Source organism: Planotetraspora thailandica (genome assembly GCF_016863335.1).
Taxonomy (GTDB): Bacteria; Actinomycetota; Actinomycetes; order Streptosporangiales; family Streptosporangiaceae; genus Planotetraspora; species Planotetraspora thailandica.
Window position 1 is genome coordinate 306680 of record NZ_BOOR01000007.1, and the last position, 17003, is coordinate 323682.

A 17003-nucleotide genomic window follows, 5' to 3' on the forward strand; every position below is an offset into this window, starting at 1 on the left:
GAGGAATCTCCAGATGCTTCAGCGTGACTACACCACGTCACAGCTCGACGTGCTCGAAGCCGAGGCGATCCACATCATGCGCGAGGTCGCGGCGGAATTCGAGCGCCCCTGTCTGCTCTTCTCCGGGGGCAAGGACTCGATCGTCATGCTGCGAGTGGCCGAGAAGGCGTTCTGGCCGGCGCCGATCCCGTTCCCGCTGATGCATGTGGACACCGGGCACAACTTCTCCGAGGTGATCGACTTCCGGGACCGCCGGGTCGCCGAGCTCAACGCCCGGCTCGTGGTGGCCTCGGTCCAGGCGTCCATCGACGCCGGGCGCGTGGTCGAGGAGACCGGGCGGCGCGCGTCGCGCAACCGGCTGCAGACCACGACGCTCCTCGACGCGATCGAGGAGAACGAGTACGACGCCGTGTTCGGCGGGGCACGCCGGGACGAGGAGAAGGCCAGGGCCAAGGAGCGCGTGTTCTCCTTCCGCGACGACTTCGGGCAGTGGGACCCCAAGAACCAGCGGCCCGAGCTCTGGAACCTCTACAACACCAAGATCCGCAAGGGTGAGCACATCCGGATCTTCCCGCTGTCCAACTGGACCGAGCTGGACATCTGGCACTACATCCAGCGGGAGGGCATCGAGATCCCCTCGATCTATTTCGCCCATACGCGCAAGGTGTTCGAGCGGGACGGCATGCTGCTCGGCGATGCCGAGGTCGTACAGCGGGGCGAGGACGAGCCGATCTTCGAAGCGGTCGTCCGCTACCGGACGGTCGGCGACATGACGTGCACCGGTGCGGTGGCCTCCACCGCCACCACGGTCGAGCAGATCATCGAAGAGGTCGCCGCGACGCGGATCACGGAGCGAGGCGCCACCCGCGCCGACGACCGGGCATCCGAGGCCGCCATGGAGGACCGCAAGAAGGAGGGCTACTTCTAAATGGACATCCTTCGTTTCGCGACCGCAGGAAGCGTGGACGACGGCAAGTCGACGCTGATCGGGCGGCTGCTCTTCGACTCCAAGGCGATCTTCGAAGACCAACTTGAAGCGGTCGAGCGCACCTCGCGCGACCGCGGTACCGACTACACCGACCTGTCTCTGCTGACCGACGGCCTGCGGGCCGAGCGCGAGCAGGGCATCACGATCGACGTCGCGTACCGCTACTTCGCCACGCCGCGCCGCAAGTTCATCATCGCCGACACCCCGGGCCACATTCAGTACACCCGGAACATGGTCACCGGCGCCTCGACCGCCGACCTGGCGATCATCTTGATCGACGCGCGCAAGGGCGTGCTGGAGCAGTCCCGGCGGCACGCGTTCCTCACGACGCTCCTGCGGGTGCCCCACCTGGTCCTCGCCGTGAACAAGATGGACCTGGTGGACTACTCGGAGGCCCGGTTCGAGGAGATCCGTGAGGAGTTCACCGCCTTCGCCTCGAAGCTGAACGCCAGCGACCTCACCTTCATCCCGATCTCCGCGTTGCACGGCGACAACGTCGTCGGCCGGTCGGAGAACATGCCGTGGTACGAGGGCGCGGCGCTGCTCCACCACCTGGAGCACGTGCACATCGCCTCCGACCGCAACCTGGTCGACGTCAGGTTCCCCGTGCAGTACGTCATCCGCCCGCACAACGCGACGAGCCAGCTGCTCCACGACTACCGCGGGTATGCCGGCCAGGTCGCCGGAGGCGTGCTCAAGCCCGGCGACGAGGTGATCCATCTGCCTTCGGGTCTCACGACGAAGATCAAGCAGATCGAGACCTTCGACGGTCGTGTCGATGAGGCGTTCCCGCCGATGTCGGTCACCCTCCGGCTGGAGGACGACATCGACATCTCCCGGGGTGACATGATCTGCCGCCCGCACAACCAGCCGCAGGTGGCGCAGGAGATCGACGCGATGGTGTGCTGGATGGCCGACGGCCTCAAGCTCCAGCCGCGCTCCAAGCTGATCATCAAGCACACCACGAGGACGGCGAAAGCGGTCATCAGGGACCTGCAGTATCGGCTCGACGTCAACACCCTGCACCGGGACGAGTCGGCGACGGGGCTGGGACTCAACGAGATCGGCCGGGTCACGCTGCGCACCACGCAGCCGCTGTTCGTGGACGACTACGCCAGGAACCGCCTCACCGGTGGGTTCATCCTCATCGACGAGGCCACGAACGGCACCGTCGGGGCAGGAATGATCGTCGACGCCCACTGAGTAGATCCTTTAGGGATCATCAGGCAATCCGGTTACTCTCCGCGCTAGTGTCGTCACGTTCTGAATCCACCTGGTGGAGGGCACGTGGCGGACGCTCAGCCGGTGATCTTCGTAGGCGGGCTGGGGCGCAGCGGCAGCACACTGCTTGAGCGCCTGCTCGGTGAGATTCCGGGTGTGACGGCGCTTGGTGAGGTCGTCCACCTGTGGGCGCGCGGGGTTCGCGCCGACGAGCCGTGCGGCTGCGGGCAGGCGTTCTCCCGCTGCGCGTTCTGGACCAAGGTCGGCGCTCGCGCGTTCGGTTACTGGCGCGAGAGCCGGGCCGTCATGCTCCTGCGGTTGCGCAGCCGGGTGGACCGCACACGCCGCATACCGGGCTTCGCCCTCGGGCTCGTCACCCGGGAGGCGGAGCTCGCGGAGTACGTCTCGGCGTACATGAGGATCTACGCCGCCGCCGCCGAGGTGGCGGACGCACGGGTCGTCATCGACTCCAGCAAGCACGCCTCCCTGGCGTACTGCCTGTCGGCGACGATGGACCTGCGGGTCGTGCACATGGTGCGCGACCCGCGCGCGGTGGCGGCCTCCTGGCGCAGGAGGGTGCGCAGGCCCGAGGACGGCCGGCCGATGGCCCGCTGGCCGCCCGCCAGGACCGCCCTGCACTGGCTGGCCCAGAATCTCGCCTTCGAGGTGCTGCGGTGGCGGGGCGTCCAGGTGATCCGCGTCCACTACGAGGACCTGATCGCCCAGCCCGTCACGACGCTCACGGGCCTGGCCGCCGAGCTGCGGCTGACCGACTCGCCGGAGTGCCTCGACTTCATCGACGAGCGGAAGGCACGGCTCGGCGTCGCCCACACGGTCTCCGGCAATCCCATGCGTTTCGCCGTGGGCCACATCGAGTTCCGCGACCGCCACGCCACCCTGCCCGCCCGGCAGCGGTGGCTGGTCACCGCGCTTACCTGGCCGTTGCTGCTGCTGTACGGCTACCCCCTCGCCTACTGATCGGAGCTCCTGATTTGAACCCGTCCGTGGGTGTCGTGATCCCCACCCGAGGAGACCGGCCGGGCGCGCTCGCCGCCGCGGTGTCGGGCGTGCTCGACCAGTCGTACGGCCGCAGGCTGCACCTCGTCGTGGTCGTCGACGGCGGCTCGGTCGAGAAGGTGGCCGAGCAGCTCGCGCCCGTCATCTCCACCGCCAAGGGAAGCGTGCGCATCCTGCCCAACCGCCAGCGTCCGGGCCTGCCCGGAGCGAGGAACACGGGCATCGCCGCGCTCGGCACGGATCTCGTCGCCTTCTGCGACGACGACGACCTGTGGTTGCCCGGCAAGCTGGAGGCGCAGGCCACTGCCCTCGTCGAGGAGCCCGCGGCCGACTTCGCCAGTTGCGCGATCGAGGTCGAGTACGGCTCCCGCCGCGTTCCCCGCCTGGCCGGTACGGTTCGCGTGACCCGGGAGCATCTGACCCGTTCGCGGATGATGATGGTGCATTCGTCCACGTTCCTTTTCCGGCGCGGCTCGTTCTGGGTGGACGAGAGCGCACCGGGAGGTCAGAACGAAGACTGGGACCTCGCACTTCGCGCGGCATGGCGTCACCCCATCGTGCACGTCGACCGGCCGCTCGTGCTGGTCCGCTGGGGAGCCTCGCAGTACGTCACGAAATGGGCGGACCGCATCGCGGGCCTCGACTGGATGCTCGCTCGCCACCCCGAGCTCGCCGCCGACGCGCGTGGCTCCGCCCGGATCTACGGCCAGCTGGCGTTCGCCCACGCGGCTCTGGGGCGCCGCCGAGAGGCGGCCCGCTGGGCTCTGAAGGCGTTCGCCGCGCGCAGAGGCGAGCCGCGCGCGGCCGTCGCCCTGGCCGTCGCGGGCCGGCTCATCTCGGCTGGCGCGGTGCTGAGTCTTCTCAACGCCCGCGGTCACGGCATCTGATGGCCACCCGTTCCCGGGTGGCGCATGGCTCGGCCCGAAGGCCCCGCCGCGTGCCGGTGGCAGGGGTGCGGATCGACCCCCTGCCCGAGGCCGAAGTGGTGGCGCACGTGGCCGCCGCGCTCGGCCACGGCCACGGAGGGCACCTCGTCACTCCCAACGTGGACATCTGCCGGGCGATCTCACGGGACGCCGGGCTGCGTGCGCTGGTCACCCGCGCCGACCTCGCTGTGGCGGACGGGATGCCGCTGGTCTGGGCCGCCCGGTTGCTCGGCACGCCGCTTCCCGAGCGGGTCACCGGAGCCGATCTGATCTGGTCGTTGTCACAGGCCGCGGCGGCCGGTGGCTTCCCCGTGTACCTGCTCGGCGGCCCGCCGGGCGTCGCGGAGACCGCGCGCGACGTGTTGTGCGCGCGCTATCCCGGGCTGGTTGTGGCCGGTGTCGACGCCCCGCCGTACGGATTCGAGAACTGCCCCCAGGCTCTAGCCGAGGTGCGCAGGAAGCTGATCGAGGCTGCTCCCCGGCTGGTCTTCGTGGGGCTTGGCTTCCCCAAGCAGGACCGGCTGATCGCGATGGTCCGCGCCGATCTTCCACGCGCGTGGTTCGTCGGGTGCGGGTCGGCGATCGCCTTCACGGCCGGTGCCGTACGGCGGGCGCCCGCCTGGATGGGCGATCACGGCCTGGAGTGGCTGTTTCGCCTGCTCAGCGAGCCGGGGCGGCTGGCCAGACGATATCTGGTCGACGATCTGCCCTTCGCCCTCCGCCTGCTCGCCGCATGCCTGATGAAGCGCCTGCTCGGGAAGACGCGCTGACTATTGCGATTTTCGCAAGTCGGGCTTTACGCTGGAAGCATGGCTGGGGAGAAGACGGCGGAACGGGTGCGCCGGCTGATCGGCGAGAGCGGCCTCACGCAGGCCGAGTTCGCCGCGAAGGCGGGGCTCGACGCTCCGAAGATGTCCAAGTCGTTGTCGGGAGTGCGCCGGTTCACCTCGCTGGACCTGGCGCGGATCGCCGACGTGGGCGAGGTCTCCGTGGACTGGCTGATCGGCGCCGAACCGGCGTCGCCGTCCATGGCCGCCCGTTCGTCGGCGCTCGCGTCCAAGTCGTCGGACGTGGCCGTGCGGGAGGCGGAACGCCTAGCTCAGATCAGGGCAGATCTGGCGTTTCTGGGCTATCGGCAGGAGCCGTCGGGGTTCGTGGCCGCCTCGCTTTCGGGTCGACTGATCGACCAGGGGCGGCGGCTTGCCGTACAGGCTCGCGCGCACGCGCGGAACCAAGGCGTCGATCTGTCCGAGCAGCGGGACCTGGCCGAGACCGTCGAGGGGCTTTTCGGCGTCGACGTGGCGATCGTGCGCCTTCCGGATGGCTTCGACGGGCTCACCTACGTCGACGAGCACGCGAGGCTCATGGTGATCGGCACGTCGGAGGTGCCCGCTCGGCAACGGTTCACCGTCGCCCACGAACTGGGGCACCTCCTGGCCGGTGATGATCAGGGCCTCCACCTGGACGTCGACCTTCATGACGACGCGCACAAGCAGCAGCCCGCGGAGATGCGGGCCAACGCCTTCGCCGCCGAACTGCTGCTCCCCGAGGAGGTGCTCCGTACGGCTGCGGCCGAGACCGCCTGGTCGGACACCGTGTTCGCCCGGCTCGCCTGCCGCCTGTGGGTGTCGCCGAGCACACTCGCATGGCGTCTGTTCAACCTCGACCTCATTGACCGCCGGCTCTGCGACTCCTTCAGGGTGATGACCACCGGGCACGCCGCTCATCTGGCGGGCGCGGTGAACGTGCTGGGAGAGTGGATCGAGTCGGCCTCCCGGCCGCGCACGCCCGCCGCGCTCGTCCGCGGCACATTCCAGGCATATGCCGACGGCAACGCGACGCTGAGGCCGTTCGCCGACCTGATCGGCGTCGACACCGCCACGTTGCGGCACGCCCTGAGCGAGACCCGAGAGGAATCCCCCCTCGCCTCATGAGCTGGTACTGGTTCCCCGACAACACGGTGCTGTGCAATTTCGCCTGCGTGGACGGCCTGCCCTTGCTGGAGAAGACCCTGCGGGTCCGTGGCCGGTGGACGGAGGCGATCGCCTTCGAGGCCGCGCAGTCCGCACGCGTGTATCCGGGTCTGAGCTCGGTCGCCGCCGACGGTTGGCTGGGGGACCCGATCGAGATCGACGGCCCCGGAGAGGCCGAGCGGATCGAGCGTCTCCGCCGTGCCGTCTTCGGCGGGTCGCCGCGCCGGCCGCTGAAACATCTGGGAGAGGCGCAGACCTGCCACGTGATCATGAACTGGCCGGAGTTCGTCGGCTCGGCCTGGATCACCGATGACCGCGACGCCTCGGAATACGCACGCGCCCAGGGCATAGCCGCCATGGACACGATGGACCTGGTGTCCGAGGCGGTGGCCGAGGGGTTCTGTTCGACGGATGACGGTTTCGAGTTGCTCCATCGGATGCGGTACGAAGGCCGGCATCTGCGCGTGCCCCGCCATCCCTCGGATCTTTGAACTATGCCGAAAAGAGTGGGAGAAGCGGCATGCCAACTAACTTGCTAGTTGGCATGATGTGCGGCGCGCTCGGAATCCATGCTTTCGGTCGACCAGTCGTGCGCAGGTAAGGCGGTCGGAGTCTCAAACCCAGGTGGGTGGGAGTGCGGCCAGGGCTTCGACGCGGGCGATCTGGGCGGGGGTCAGGCGCCGCCGGTACGCGTCGAGCGCCTCGCGGGAATCCATCGGACGGAAGGCCGTCTTCGACAGGCCCGTCCACGCGAACCCCCCGCGCCGGGAGCGCCGTGCCGTACAGGCCGCGTCGATGCGGCGGGCGGTCCTGGTGGTCCACGGCAGGCCGCACCAGTCGTAGAGGTCGCGAAAGCCGTCCTGCGGTGCGGACGCGAGCTCTTCGAAGGACACCACGCGGATGCCGGGTGTGCGCACGGCCATCGCGCGGGTCACCTGGCGGGCCACGCTCCACAGCGCGGCGGCCTTGGCGAGCGGGTCGTGCGAGTCGAGCGGGCGGAGGCGCTCGACGCAGGGGTGGTCGCGCACCAGCAGGGGCTGGCCGAGCAGTTCACCGAAGTCGACGTTCCAGCCGAGACGGTGCCAGCTCGCCACGAACGACACCGGATCACGCACCAAGACGATCACTTGGCAGCCGAGCCGTTCGGCGAACCAGGCGGCCGACAGCAGGGCGAAGGGGTCATCGAGGAGAGCGCGGCGGCCGCGCAGGGAGCCGACGCCGAAGGCGGTGCCGTACTTCGCCATGCGGGCCAGGTCGCCCGGACGCCGGTTGCGCCTGATCTCGGCCAGCCATCGGTAGCGCAGCGCGACCGTTCCGGAGAACGCCTCCAACCAGGGCGTCTCCGCGTCCGCGCAGATGTACTGGAACCGGTGGCTCACCGACGCGGCGAGCACGCCGGGGGAGCGGCCGGGCGGGCGCTGCGGATTGAGCGGCTCGTTGACGTAGACCAGGTGTCCGCTCGCGGTGAGCATCTTGCCCACCCAGCTCGTGCCGCTGCGGGGCAGCCCCGTGACCAGGACGGGCGGCCCGGACGCCGTCACAGGGCGACCTTTCCCGGCCTGAAAGCAGCGAGGGAGTGCCTGCCGAACGGCTGCATGCCGTACGCGCGGGAGATCTGCGCCAGCGGCAGCATGTTCTTCGCGAAGACGCCGCCGGCCCAGCCCAAAGCCGCGCCGAGCGCGCCGTGGGACGGCACCAGCAGCAGGTCGAGCACTATGGTCACCGCTACGGCGCAGGCGGTGTTGGCCAAGCTGGCCCCGGTGCGTCCCGAGGCGACGAGCACGACGTCGACCATGCCGCAGGCGGTGGCGACCATCATGGTCACGGCGAGCACCAGCGCGATGGCCAGGCCGTCGGCGTAGGAGGGGCCGAACATCGGCAGCAGCCACGGCGCGGCCGCCGCGTAAGCGAGCCAGATCGGCCAGGTGAGGACGACCAGCCACATGGTGGTGATCTGATAGAGCCGCCGCGCTCGGTTGAGGTCGCCCGAGACGAGGGCCCGGATGAGATGCGGTTGCACGGCCTGCGCCAGCCCCTGATTGGCCAGCTGCCCGACCACCTTGAACCGGGTGGCCGCCGTGTAGACGGCCGCCGGAGCCGGGCCCGCCAGCACCGCGACGACGACGATGTCGAGCCGCTGGAACACCGCCTGGATCGCCCCCGCGAGCGACCTCGGCGCGGTGTAGCGCCAGAACGCCGCCGCCTCCGCCCAGCCGTACGGCTCCCGCGACCCCGCCGGCGACTCTGCCCGTGACCACAGGCACAACGCGGCCGCGAGAGCGGCCGGGACGGCGGGGAGCAGCCATGCCGCCGTCAGGGCGGGCAGTTCGGCGCCGGCGACGATGCCGGCCGTGACCAGCAGGAGCTGGCCCAGCGGGCGGGCGAGGCCGTCCAGCAGGAGGGTCGGCCGCATCGACCCGAGCCCGCGCGTGGCAGGAACGAGCACGTCTGCCAGCACGACGGCGGGCAGGGCCGCCGCCAGCACCAGCCAGACGCCGTCGGTCACGCCGGTGACGACGGCCAGCTCGTCATTGAAGATCGCGATCCCGGCGGCCGCCATGACGGAGATCGCCACGACCGGAGGGAGGGCCGCCCACATGACCGCATGGGAGTGCCCCCGCCCGGCCATGGCGTAGATGAGGCCGGTGCCGGCGTCGAGCCGCAGGATGCCGGCGAGCATGAGGCACAACGCGGTCGCGGTGAAGAACGCGCCCGCCGCGCCGGGGCTGAGCGACCGTGTGACGACGAGCACGAGCAGGAACTGGCTCACCGCCCCCGCACCCGCGGCGGCCAGTCCCGCGAGGCTGCCGCGGGCAAGCCCCACGTCGGGGCCCCTGCCGCCGGTCGAGGCTTCCCGCTGCGCCCGCCCGGTCACCTCCGCCACGAGGGCTCCGCCCCGAGCCAGGGTTGCAGAAGGGCGTCCCACCGCTCGAAATGCTCGCTGAGCCTCTTCCGCACGGAGGCCGGCACCTCGGAGATCCGGGGACGCGCGTTGTGCACTTCGAACACCGGATCCCCCAGCCGGGGCAGCCCAAGGAACTCCAGAACGCGGTCGTACGCGGGCTCGGGGTCGCGGAAGAACGCGCCGCTGTCCAGCACGAGGATGCGGTCGCGGCCGACGAGGAGCCGGAGGCGGTCCAGTTGCTCCGCGTAGCGCCCGCGCGTGACGTAGGCGTGATGCCGGTGCGCGTGACTGAGATAGGAGGGAGCCTCGCGCAGCCGCTCCACCTCGCCGGCCAGCCGGGCGTCCTCCATGTCCAGCGCACGCTCGAACGACGGCTCGGTCTCGAAGCCCCTGGCCAGCTCGTGCGCGTGGGCGGACACGGCGCGCTCCACAGGGTCGCGGACCAGGACGATCAGCTTGACCCCGGGCAGGTTCCAGGCGATCCGGGCGGCGGCCAGTGGGTGGAACAGGTAGTACGGCGACGACTCGAACGCGAGGGGGCGGTGGCCGTACCGGCGCTGGAGCCGCTGCGCGGTGGCCTTGAGCGGGAAATGCGCCTGATACCAGGCCATGCCGTGGTCGTATCCGACGTCGAAGTAGTGCACGCCCTTGCGCAACACCGGCTTGATCATCAGCGGATGGGCCGAGAGCGCCCGGTAGAGCGATGTGGTGCCGCATCGTTGCGCGCCGACGATCAGGAAGGACGGCAGGACGCGCGCGCGGGTCGTGAGCATGCCCGTGGTGAGCGAGACGGCATGGGCCGAGCGCTTGATCGTTGACCTCACAGCAGGCTCTCCAGGTGATCGACGAGGGGGTTGAGCCACAGGGACGACGGGCCGAGCGGCTCGTGGCCGTCCCGGTGGTGCCGATCAGCGAGGGTGACCAGGTAGTGGGCGGCCGACCTGCGCGCCTCGGCCGCGGACAGGCCGAACGGCTCGAGCACGAGCCCCGCCTGGGACAGGCAGGAGCGGGCCGCGACGGCCGGGCGCATGCGGCGCAACGCCCGCTGGAAGTGGTAGTGCAGCGCGTCGAAGCCGAGCGGCACGCCGAGCGCGAACCGCTCCCAGTCCCAGACGAGTAGCCGCCCGTCCGGCCCGGCGGAGACGTTCCAGGGGGAGAAGTCGCCGTGCCAGCCCCATCCGCGGTCGCTCCAGCCGCCGGCGTGCTCGGGCACGGGCCCGCGCCGGGCAGGGGCGCCGGTGGTCACGCACTGGCGCCCGATGGTCGCGATCTCCGCGACGGCGGCGTCGAGCAGGCTCCGGGAGACCGGCGCCGCGGTGACCGGCAGCGGTGAGACGACGAGCACCTCGTAACCCCGCCAGGTTCCGTGATGGACGACCCGAGGTGTGGCGATCACTTTCAGGGTGCGCCGCGACAACATCCGCAGCACCTCGACCTCGTGCCTGACCAGCGCGCGGGTCCCGGCCGAGTCGCCGATCTTGACGAACGCGACCAGCCCGGATTGGCCGTGCGCCTCCAAGACGGGCTTGCGGTTGGCCCGGCGGGCCGGCCGTACATGGACGACGGCGCGGACCGGCTGGCCGAGCACCTGACTCAGGTGGGTCTCGATCGTGTCGGGCCCGTCCCACACAGGCACTCCGCGCCCCAGGGCGGCGTGCCATCGGGCCCGTGGGACGAGCCGCCGTGGGACGAGCCGGTGCGGCAGCAGGGTGCGCACTCCCGGTGACGGCGGCCTTTCCCCGGCGGCGCCCGGCGGGTAGAGCCGGCTGAGCACCTCGTGGAGGTAACGCAGGCGGGCGGGCGCGTCCGTCAGACGCTCGTGTCTCATGCGCTGGTCTCTCACGCGTCCGGCGCTCATGCGGCCTGCTCCTCGGCGTTCCTCCACAGGAGGGCGAACGAGATCAGGTACAGGCTGAGCGCGCTGATCAGGCCGTCGTAGATGAACATGTAGAACAGGACGAGGATCATCACGAGAGTCCCCGCCTGCCCGATGGGGCTGCGATCGTGCCAGAACCGGCGTACGGCTCCCGCGAAGAACCCCACGTACAGCAGTGCTCCGGCGAAGCCCTGGCTGATCAGCAACAGCCAGAGCTGACCGTCACTGCCGAGAGGGGGATGGCCGCACTCGTCGCACCAGCTGGTCTTGCCGGTGGTGATCGTGCGCTGGTTGCCGTAGGCGTTGCGCGTGTTGCCGTACCCGATGACCGGTGACGACGCGGCGACCCGTACGGTCGACGACACGGTGAAGGCCCTGATGTCGTTGCTGTGCGGGCTGTCGATCCGCTGGGCCACGATCGAGCTCAGCGGCGACAGGAGGAACACCGTTCCGGCGAGCGCGGCGGCCGCGCCGACCAGCAGGGGCCGCCCCCGCAGGGCGAGGTAGGCCGCCGAGATGGCGAGCCCAATCCACAGGCCCCGGTTGAGCGAGTAGACGACGGGCACGGCGGCCAGTGCGAGCAGCGCCACCGCCACCACCCGCCTGTACGGCCCGCCGTAGGCCCACCAGCCCACCACGAACCAGATGAGCAGCACCGACACGTTGCTGCCCCAGGCGTTGGCCCACTCGAACGGGGCCTCGGGGCGGGGGGAGCTGTGCCCCAGCACGTGTTGCACCTGGGCGGCGGTCGGATGGATGAGGTTGCGCACGAAGGAGTTGCCGCTCAGCCATTCCGGCAGCACGATCTCCAGCGGCGAGGTGAACTGGAACCCGGGGGCGACGACGCCCAGCAGCCCTCCGGCGACCGTCGTCACGAACAGCACGCCGAGCATCTTCACCAAGGTGAGCTGCGGCAACTCCTCGCGGGTGAGGTTGCCCAGGTAGACGACCATGATCACCAGCGAGGCGTAGACGGCCAGGCGGACGAGATAGCCGATGATCCTGCCCGGCCCCAGTTCGCCGTACGTGCCCTCTGGGCTCTCGGCCAGCGTGACGGCGCTGATGACGTAACCGGCCAGCAGCAACATCCACAGGCCTAAGCCCTTGGGCACCCTGATCGGCCGCCTCCGCCACAACACGACGGACATCGGCACGGCGAGCACGATCACCGCGAGACCGCCGAGCCCGAGCGCCCACCAGAGGGGATAGCCGATCAGCAGCGCGGCGACCGGCCAGACGGCAGGTTTCACGTGATCGGCTCCGCGGTGTCCGGAACGGGTACCGCCATCCTGGGCGGCAGCGTCACCACGCCCAGCACCCGCACCCCCTGACGGGCCAGATGCCGTACGGCTCTCGCGATGTCGGCCGAGGTGGTCCGGCCGAGCTCGGCGAGCAGCAGGGCGGCGTCCGGCCGGGAGCCGCGCCCGGTGACGACGGAGATCGGCGCCAGATGCGCGAGGGCCGCGCCGACGCCCTTGGCCAGGGGCCTGTCGTGACCGCCTCCGCCCAGGCTTTCGAGCAGCACCGTGTGGTAGCCGTCGCCGAGCGCGGTGACGATGATCGCGGCCAGCTCGTGGAAGACGGTGGCCTTGGGGCGGGGCGGCATCTCGGCGAGCAGCGGCAGCGCGGTCAGCCGCTCGACGTCGGCCGCCTCCCTGACACGGGTGTCGAGGCGGTCGCGCGCGAACGCCGTCCCCGCGCCCAGGAGAAGACCGAGGAACAGCCCGCTGCCGAGGTAGATGGGGATGCTGGGGGCGCTGGGCGAGGCAGGCGGGCGGGCCGGGCTGATCACTGTGCCCGGTGTGATCGCGACGGTCTTGAGCGTGTCGTATTCGACCGTCAGGCTGGACTCCTGCCGCGCCAGTACGGTCCGCCGGTGGGAGGCGATCGTCTGCTCGGCCGAGCCGCGCGGCTGCGCGAGCACGTCCTTGGCCGCCTTGGCGAGCGCGGCGTTCACCTCGCGGAGCTGGCCGGCGATCGCCTTCTGCTGGGCGGTGAGCGTCTCGGTCGCCGCGGCGGCGCGATTACGCAGATATGCCTCGGCGAACGCCTGGGCGCCCGCGGCGGCGGATTCCGGATCGCTGGCCGTGAACGAAACAGAAAGAATGGCGGAATTGGGCGGCACGTCGACCTCGACGTTTTCCCGTAATGCATCCGAATCCGGATATTTGAGGGCTTGGGCGGCCAAGGAGGCGACGACGCTGGATTGCGCGATCTGCGATTCGGTGTCGAGATTGAGCGGTTCCCGCTGGCGCGGGGTGATCATGTTGACCTGTTCCTGCATCCCGGTCGGCAACACCTGCACCTGGGCGGCGGCGGTGTATTCGACGGGCGTGCGCCACAACAGCGCGGCCCCGCCGAGGGTGCCCGCCACCAGGCACGTCAGTACGGCAGGCCACCGCCTGCGCAGGATCGATCCGTACTCCGCGAAGTCTCTGCTGTGCGGTGACAGGACCATGGACAACTCCCCGTGCCGTCTTTCCGTGCCCTCGAGGGCGCGTCCGCGATCTCATGTGGAAATCGAGATCGTGGGCTCGGTGTCGAACTATAAGGCGGTAGCAGGTTTTCCCCATCCACTATTGAAGATTTTCTACGCAAGAATGGCCGGATACCCGCCCATTTTTCATGGATATTTCGGGACAGATGAGTTGGCAAGAATGGCCCTCCGGCATCCCTCGGTTGATGGGAAGGTGAACCACCGCGGCTCTGGAATCACACGGCGGGGATCACAGGCAAGGAGGGGTACGGTGCGACGAAATGGGGGCGCCGGCCTGGCCGCACTGGCCGGCTTGGCCGTACTGGCGGGGGGATGCCTGGCGGGGTGCTCCGCCGCGTCCGGCACGTCACGAGGGGTCGGGACGTTCCTCGACCAGACGCGCAAGACTCCGGGTGTCACGAGCTGCGCCGTGACGGACAAGCTCATCCCGACGTGCGGGGCGTGGTGGGGGATCGCGCCCGACGTCTTCTCGGGCAGGGGGCCGGTCCAGGCGGTCGAGATGGCCGAGCGCAGGATGGGCCGCAGGGCCGACATCGTGCACGTGTACCACCGGGGAGGCGAGCTGTTCCCCACCCCTCAGGAGCGGCTGATCGCCCGGGGGCCCCGGCTGCTGCTGATCAACTGGAAGCCGTCGCTGGAGCACAGCTGGGCCGACGTGGCCCGTGGAGCGGTGGACACCCGCATCGACACGCTGGCCGACCACATCAACCGCACCTTCCCCGGGCGCTTCTTCCTCACCATCCACCACGAGCCCGAAGACGACGTGCGGGCAGGCTCGGGCTTCTCGGCCAACGACTATGCGGCGATGTACCGGCACGTCGTCACCAGGCTCCGCAGCCGGGGCGTGGACAACGCGGTAACCGTCATGACGTACATGGGCGCGCCCAACTGGGCGTCGAAGCCATGGTTCGACGAGCTCTACCCGGGTGACGACGTGGTCGACTGGGTCGCCATCGACCCCTACGCCGACGACCGGGTGTCCGACTTCGCCGGCCTGGTCAACAAGACCCGGCCCGACTACCCCAGGTGGCCGGGCTTCTACCGGTGGATGCAGGCACGCTTCCCGGCCAAGCCGATCATGATCGCGGAGTGGGGGGCCTTCGAGCGTTCGCGCGATCCCCGGTTCAAGCGCGACTTCTTCTCCTCCGTCGCGCGGCAGATCGACAACTACCCGCAGATCAAGGCACTGGTGTATTTCGACTCGCCGGTGGCGCCCCGGGGCGACACCAGGTTCGACACCACCCCCGGGGCCACCAAGGCGTTCAGTGATCTCGCGCGGGAGCGGGAGTTCAGCGGCACCCGCGTCCCCACGCGCTGACGCGCGACCACCATGAGGGTGGTCAACGCACCCAGCCGCCCGAGATGAGCAGGTTCAGTACCGCGCTCACCGAACGCTCGACGCTCATGTCCGTCGTGTCCAGCACGAGTTCGGCGTCGTCGGGCTCCTCGTAGGGGTCGGAGATGCCGGTGAACTCCGGGATCACCCCCGCGCGCGCCTTGGCGTACAAGCCCTTCCTGTCGCGGCGTTCGCACTCTTCGAGCGGCGTGGCCACGTGGATGAGCAGGAAGTCGGCGCCGACCTCCTCCACCATGGCCCTGACCTCCTCGCGGGTGGCGTCGTACGGCGCGATCGGCGCGCAGATGGCCAGGCCGCCGTGCCGGGCGACCTCGGCGGCGACGAAGCCGATGCGCCGGATGTTCAGGTCGCGGTCCTCGCGCGAGAAGGTGAGCCCCGCGGACAGCAGCTGCCGGACCACGTCGCCGTCCAGATAGGTGACCGTGCGCCCGCCCCGCTCCAGCAGCGTGTCGCGCAGGCCCCGGGCGATCGTCGACTTCCCCGATCCGGACAGGCCGGTGAAGAACACGACGAGGCCGCGCCGGTGCGGCGGCCCCGGGATCACCACGGGCGCCGGCCCCGCATAGTGTTCGGTCGCGCCGTAGTTGCGGGCCACATGCTCGCGCAGCTCCAGGTCGATCTCGGTGTCCTCGCGGGGAGCCAGCGGCACGGCGACCACCGTGGAGCCGGCCAGCTTCCGCGACGCCGCGAGTGCCGCGCGAACCAGCGCGGGGCCGTCCTCGCCGAAGACCAGCGGCATCAGCAGGATCGTCGCCTCCAGTTCGTCGGCGGTCGCCGCCACGTCCTCCAGCGTCGTCGAGTCGAGCGGGCCGCGCATGGTGACGGCGAGCACCTCGCCGTCCGGCAGGTCCTTGCGGACCTCGTCGGGCGTACGGCGAAGCCGCGCGAACGGGCCGTAGGAGGGGGCGTCGAGCGCTTCTACCGGCCCGGCCGCGTGGTGGCCGTCGCGCTCTTCCACGGTGAGCACGGCCACCACCGCGCCCTCCGGGTCCTTGAGCGTCACCCGGTCGCCGGGCCGGATCTCGTCGGGAAGGGCGATGGTGATCGGGTCGGGCCACGGCGTCCCGTCGGACAGCCGGCCGGCGGCGGCCACCTCGTTCGCGTCCGCCGAGGTCAGGAAGCCGGTCAGCGGCGCGTACGCCCCGGAGAGCAGCAGCTCCAGGTCGGCCAGCTCCCGTGCGTCGGGAGTCCACTCAGTCATTCGTCCGTTCCGATCGTCGCCCGCGGGCATAGCGGGAAGGCGTGTGCGGCGTCTAGAAGCCGACAGTATTCCGTGGACAGGACGGTGGAACCCGGAGGCGAGCGACGTTTCCCGGATCGGCGTCGCCGACACGGCTGAGCGGCGGCGAAATCCAACTCCGAGGAGACCGGCTCAAATCAGTCGGGCGAAGTGGTTCTGGGGTTTGCGGATGACCATGCTGATCTCGTCGGCCTTGTCGGTGAGCCGGTCGCCGGACAGCGCACTTACGATGCCGCAGGCCGTCTTGACCAGCCCGGCGTGCGGGCCGCGCCGGGCCGGTCCGCTCGTCTTCGTGTAGTCCTCGGCGATCATCAGGCCACGCATCAGGCAGTAGGTCTGGATGCCCTCCCGGGAGACCAGGGGCTCGTACACCGCGGGCAGCGGGCCGACGGTGCCGGCGGGCGCCAGGGCCTTCCAGAGCAGGCCGCGCAGCCATGAGGGCGCCATCCTGTCGCAGAAGCCGTACGCGGACCTGCGGTCCCTGGCCCGAACGAGCAGCAGCCCCCCGGGCCGCAAGCCCGCGATGAGGCGGTCGAGGACGAGTTCGGCATTGTGGATGCGCTCCAGCAGGAAGGACACGTAGATCACGTCGTAGGACCGGGGAGCGATGGGGACGGCACGCATGTCGTCGAGGTAATAGGCGTCGAGATCCTGGCGGGAGACGGTGTGGGCCCGCAGCGGCGGGAGGTCCTCGTCCACTCCCGTGACCAGGGGGTCGCCGCGGCGGGCGTCGAGCGTGCCGCCGCCCCCGCACCCGGCGATCAGGATGTCGAGCCGGCGTCCCAGCTGCTCGGTCCACTGCTCGCGCACACGCTGGCTGAACACGTCGTCCTCGTCCACGGGCGACCACTGAACCTCAGGCATGAAACAGAGAGTAGTCATCTGATTGCGGCAGGCGACGTATTTGGCCCGCCGGGGTTTCAACGGTCGCAGGGCTCCCTGCCCGGTGCACGGCCGGACGGGCGTAGCCTGGTTACCCCCGGTCCAGTTCTGGCCCGGGGCC

The 17003-nt window shown here is 70.2% G+C and carries 16 protein-coding genes; 8 read left to right on the top strand and 8 right to left on the bottom strand.

The genetic code is table 11. The features are described from left to right. Positions 1-13 precede the first annotated feature (13 nt). The 7 genes from cysD to Pth03_RS06415 all read left to right on the top strand — a co-directional run bounded on the left by cysD (position 14) and on the right by Pth03_RS06415 (position 6616). Positions 14-928 (top strand): sulfate adenylyltransferase subunit CysD, encoded by a 915-nt coding sequence (gene cysD / locus Pth03_RS06385; RefSeq protein WP_203943182.1) that lies wholly within the window; start codon positions 14-16, stop codon positions 926-928. Beyond that, positions 929-2191, top strand: coding sequence for a sulfate adenylyltransferase subunit CysN (gene cysN, locus Pth03_RS06390; RefSeq protein WP_203943183.1), 1263 nt, complete (start codon positions 929-931; stop codon positions 2189-2191). It begins immediately after the preceding gene. A gap of 84 nt (positions 2192-2275) precedes the next feature. After that, the gene (locus tag Pth03_RS06395; RefSeq protein ID WP_203943184.1) at positions 2276-3187 is read left to right on the top strand and encodes a sulfotransferase family protein; all 912 of its coding nucleotides are present in this window, start codon (positions 2276-2278) and stop codon (positions 3185-3187) included. A 26-nt stretch (positions 3188-3213) separates the two neighbouring features. Then, on the top strand, positions 3214-4113 hold the full coding sequence (locus tag Pth03_RS06400) for a glycosyltransferase family 2 protein (RefSeq protein WP_239118792.1): 900 nt from the start codon (positions 3214-3216) through the stop codon (positions 4111-4113). A gap of 50 nt (positions 4114-4163) precedes the next feature. Further along, positions 4164-4922, top strand: coding sequence for a WecB/TagA/CpsF family glycosyltransferase (locus tag Pth03_RS06405; RefSeq protein WP_239118793.1), 759 nt, complete (start codon positions 4164-4166; stop codon positions 4920-4922). A 39-nt stretch (positions 4923-4961) separates the two neighbouring features. Further along, positions 4962-6086 carry a helix-turn-helix domain-containing protein gene (locus Pth03_RS06410; protein ID WP_203943187.1) on the top strand — a complete coding sequence of 375 codons (1125 nt, stop codon included), beginning with the start codon at positions 4962-4964 and terminating at the stop codon, positions 6084-6086. Continuing rightward, a complete protein-coding gene (locus tag Pth03_RS06415; RefSeq protein WP_203943188.1) occupies positions 6083-6616 on the top strand; it encodes a hypothetical protein in 534 nt (177 codons plus the stop codon). The genes Pth03_RS06410 and Pth03_RS06415 overlap by 4 nt, the downstream gene beginning before the upstream one ends. A gap of 123 nt (positions 6617-6739) precedes the next feature. Here Pth03_RS06415 and Pth03_RS06420 read toward each other — a convergent pair whose 3' ends face one another. Genes Pth03_RS06420 through Pth03_RS06445 form a run of 6 tightly spaced genes read right to left on the bottom strand, consistent with a single transcriptional unit; the run spans position 6740 to position 13364 of the window. After that, the gene (locus Pth03_RS06420) at positions 6740-7666 is read right to left on the bottom strand and encodes a sulfotransferase (RefSeq protein WP_203943189.1); all 927 of its coding nucleotides are present in this window, start codon (positions 7664-7666) and stop codon (positions 6740-6742) included. Continuing rightward, positions 7663-9009, bottom strand: coding sequence for a lipopolysaccharide biosynthesis protein (locus Pth03_RS06425; protein WP_239118794.1), 1347 nt, complete (start codon positions 9007-9009; stop codon positions 7663-7665). The genes Pth03_RS06420 and Pth03_RS06425 overlap by 4 nt, the downstream gene beginning before the upstream one ends. Beyond that, positions 8997-9854 carry a sulfotransferase family protein gene (locus tag Pth03_RS06430; protein ID WP_239118795.1) on the bottom strand — a complete coding sequence of 286 codons (858 nt, stop codon included), beginning with the start codon at positions 9852-9854 and terminating at the stop codon, positions 8997-8999. The genes Pth03_RS06425 and Pth03_RS06430 overlap by 13 nt, the downstream gene beginning before the upstream one ends. Further along, positions 9851-10888 (bottom strand): hypothetical protein, encoded by a 1038-nt coding sequence (locus tag Pth03_RS06435; RefSeq protein WP_239118796.1) that lies wholly within the window; start codon positions 10886-10888, stop codon positions 9851-9853. The genes Pth03_RS06430 and Pth03_RS06435 overlap by 4 nt, the downstream gene beginning before the upstream one ends. Beyond that, on the bottom strand, positions 10885-12156 hold the full coding sequence (locus Pth03_RS06440; protein WP_203943190.1) for a hypothetical protein: 1272 nt from the start codon (positions 12154-12156) through the stop codon (positions 10885-10887). The genes Pth03_RS06435 and Pth03_RS06440 overlap by 4 nt, the downstream gene beginning before the upstream one ends. Continuing rightward, positions 12153-13364: a YveK family protein gene (locus Pth03_RS06445; protein ID WP_203943191.1), complete on the bottom strand. Its 1212-nt coding sequence runs from the start codon at positions 13362-13364 to the stop codon at positions 12153-12155. The genes Pth03_RS06440 and Pth03_RS06445 overlap by 4 nt, the downstream gene beginning before the upstream one ends. Before the next feature lie 289 nt (positions 13365-13653). Between Pth03_RS06445 and Pth03_RS06450 the strand changes: the two genes are divergently transcribed. Beyond that, positions 13654-14721: a glycoside hydrolase family 26 protein gene (locus Pth03_RS06450; RefSeq protein WP_203943192.1), complete on the top strand. Its 1068-nt coding sequence runs from the start codon at positions 13654-13656 to the stop codon at positions 14719-14721. A gap of 22 nt (positions 14722-14743) precedes the next feature. On the opposite strand, the gene cysC is transcribed toward Pth03_RS06450, so the two are convergent. Continuing rightward, entirely contained in the window at positions 14744-15961 is a 1218-nt protein-coding gene (gene cysC / locus Pth03_RS06455; protein WP_203943193.1) for an adenylyl-sulfate kinase, read from the bottom strand. A 171-nt stretch (positions 15962-16132) separates the two neighbouring features. Next, complete coding sequence (locus Pth03_RS06460) at positions 16133-16864, bottom strand: class I SAM-dependent methyltransferase (protein WP_203943194.1); 732 nt, start codon at positions 16862-16864, stop codon at positions 16133-16135. Positions 16865-17003: the final 139 nt, after the last annotated feature.

Bases quoted from the DNA above. Each gene is read 5' to 3' on its own strand.
- cysD (WP_203943182.1), top strand. From the start codon at position 14: ATGCTTCAGCGTGACTACACCACGTCACAGCTCGACGTGCTCGAAGCC.
- cysN (WP_203943183.1), top strand. From the start codon at position 929: ATGGACATCCTTCGTTTCGCGACCGCAGGAAGCGTGGACGACGGCAAG.
- Pth03_RS06410 (WP_203943187.1), top strand. From the start codon at position 4,962: ATGGCTGGGGAGAAGACGGCGGAACGGGTGCGCCGGCTGATCGGCGAG.
- Pth03_RS06415 (WP_203943188.1), top strand. From the start codon at position 6,083: ATGAGCTGGTACTGGTTCCCCGACAACACGGTGCTGTGCAATTTCGCC.
- Pth03_RS06435 (WP_239118796.1), bottom strand. From the start codon at position 10,888: ATGAGCGCCGGACGCGTGAGAGACCAGCGCATGAGACACGAGCGTCTG.
- Pth03_RS06445 (WP_203943191.1), bottom strand. From the start codon at position 13,364: ATGGTCCTGTCACCGCACAGCAGAGACTTCGCGGAGTACGGATCGATC.
- cysC (WP_203943193.1), bottom strand. From the start codon at position 15,961: ATGACTGAGTGGACTCCCGACGCACGGGAGCTGGCCGACCTGGAGCTG.
- Pth03_RS06460 (WP_203943194.1), bottom strand. From the start codon at position 16,864: ATGCCTGAGGTTCAGTGGTCGCCCGTGGACGAGGACGACGTGTTCAGC.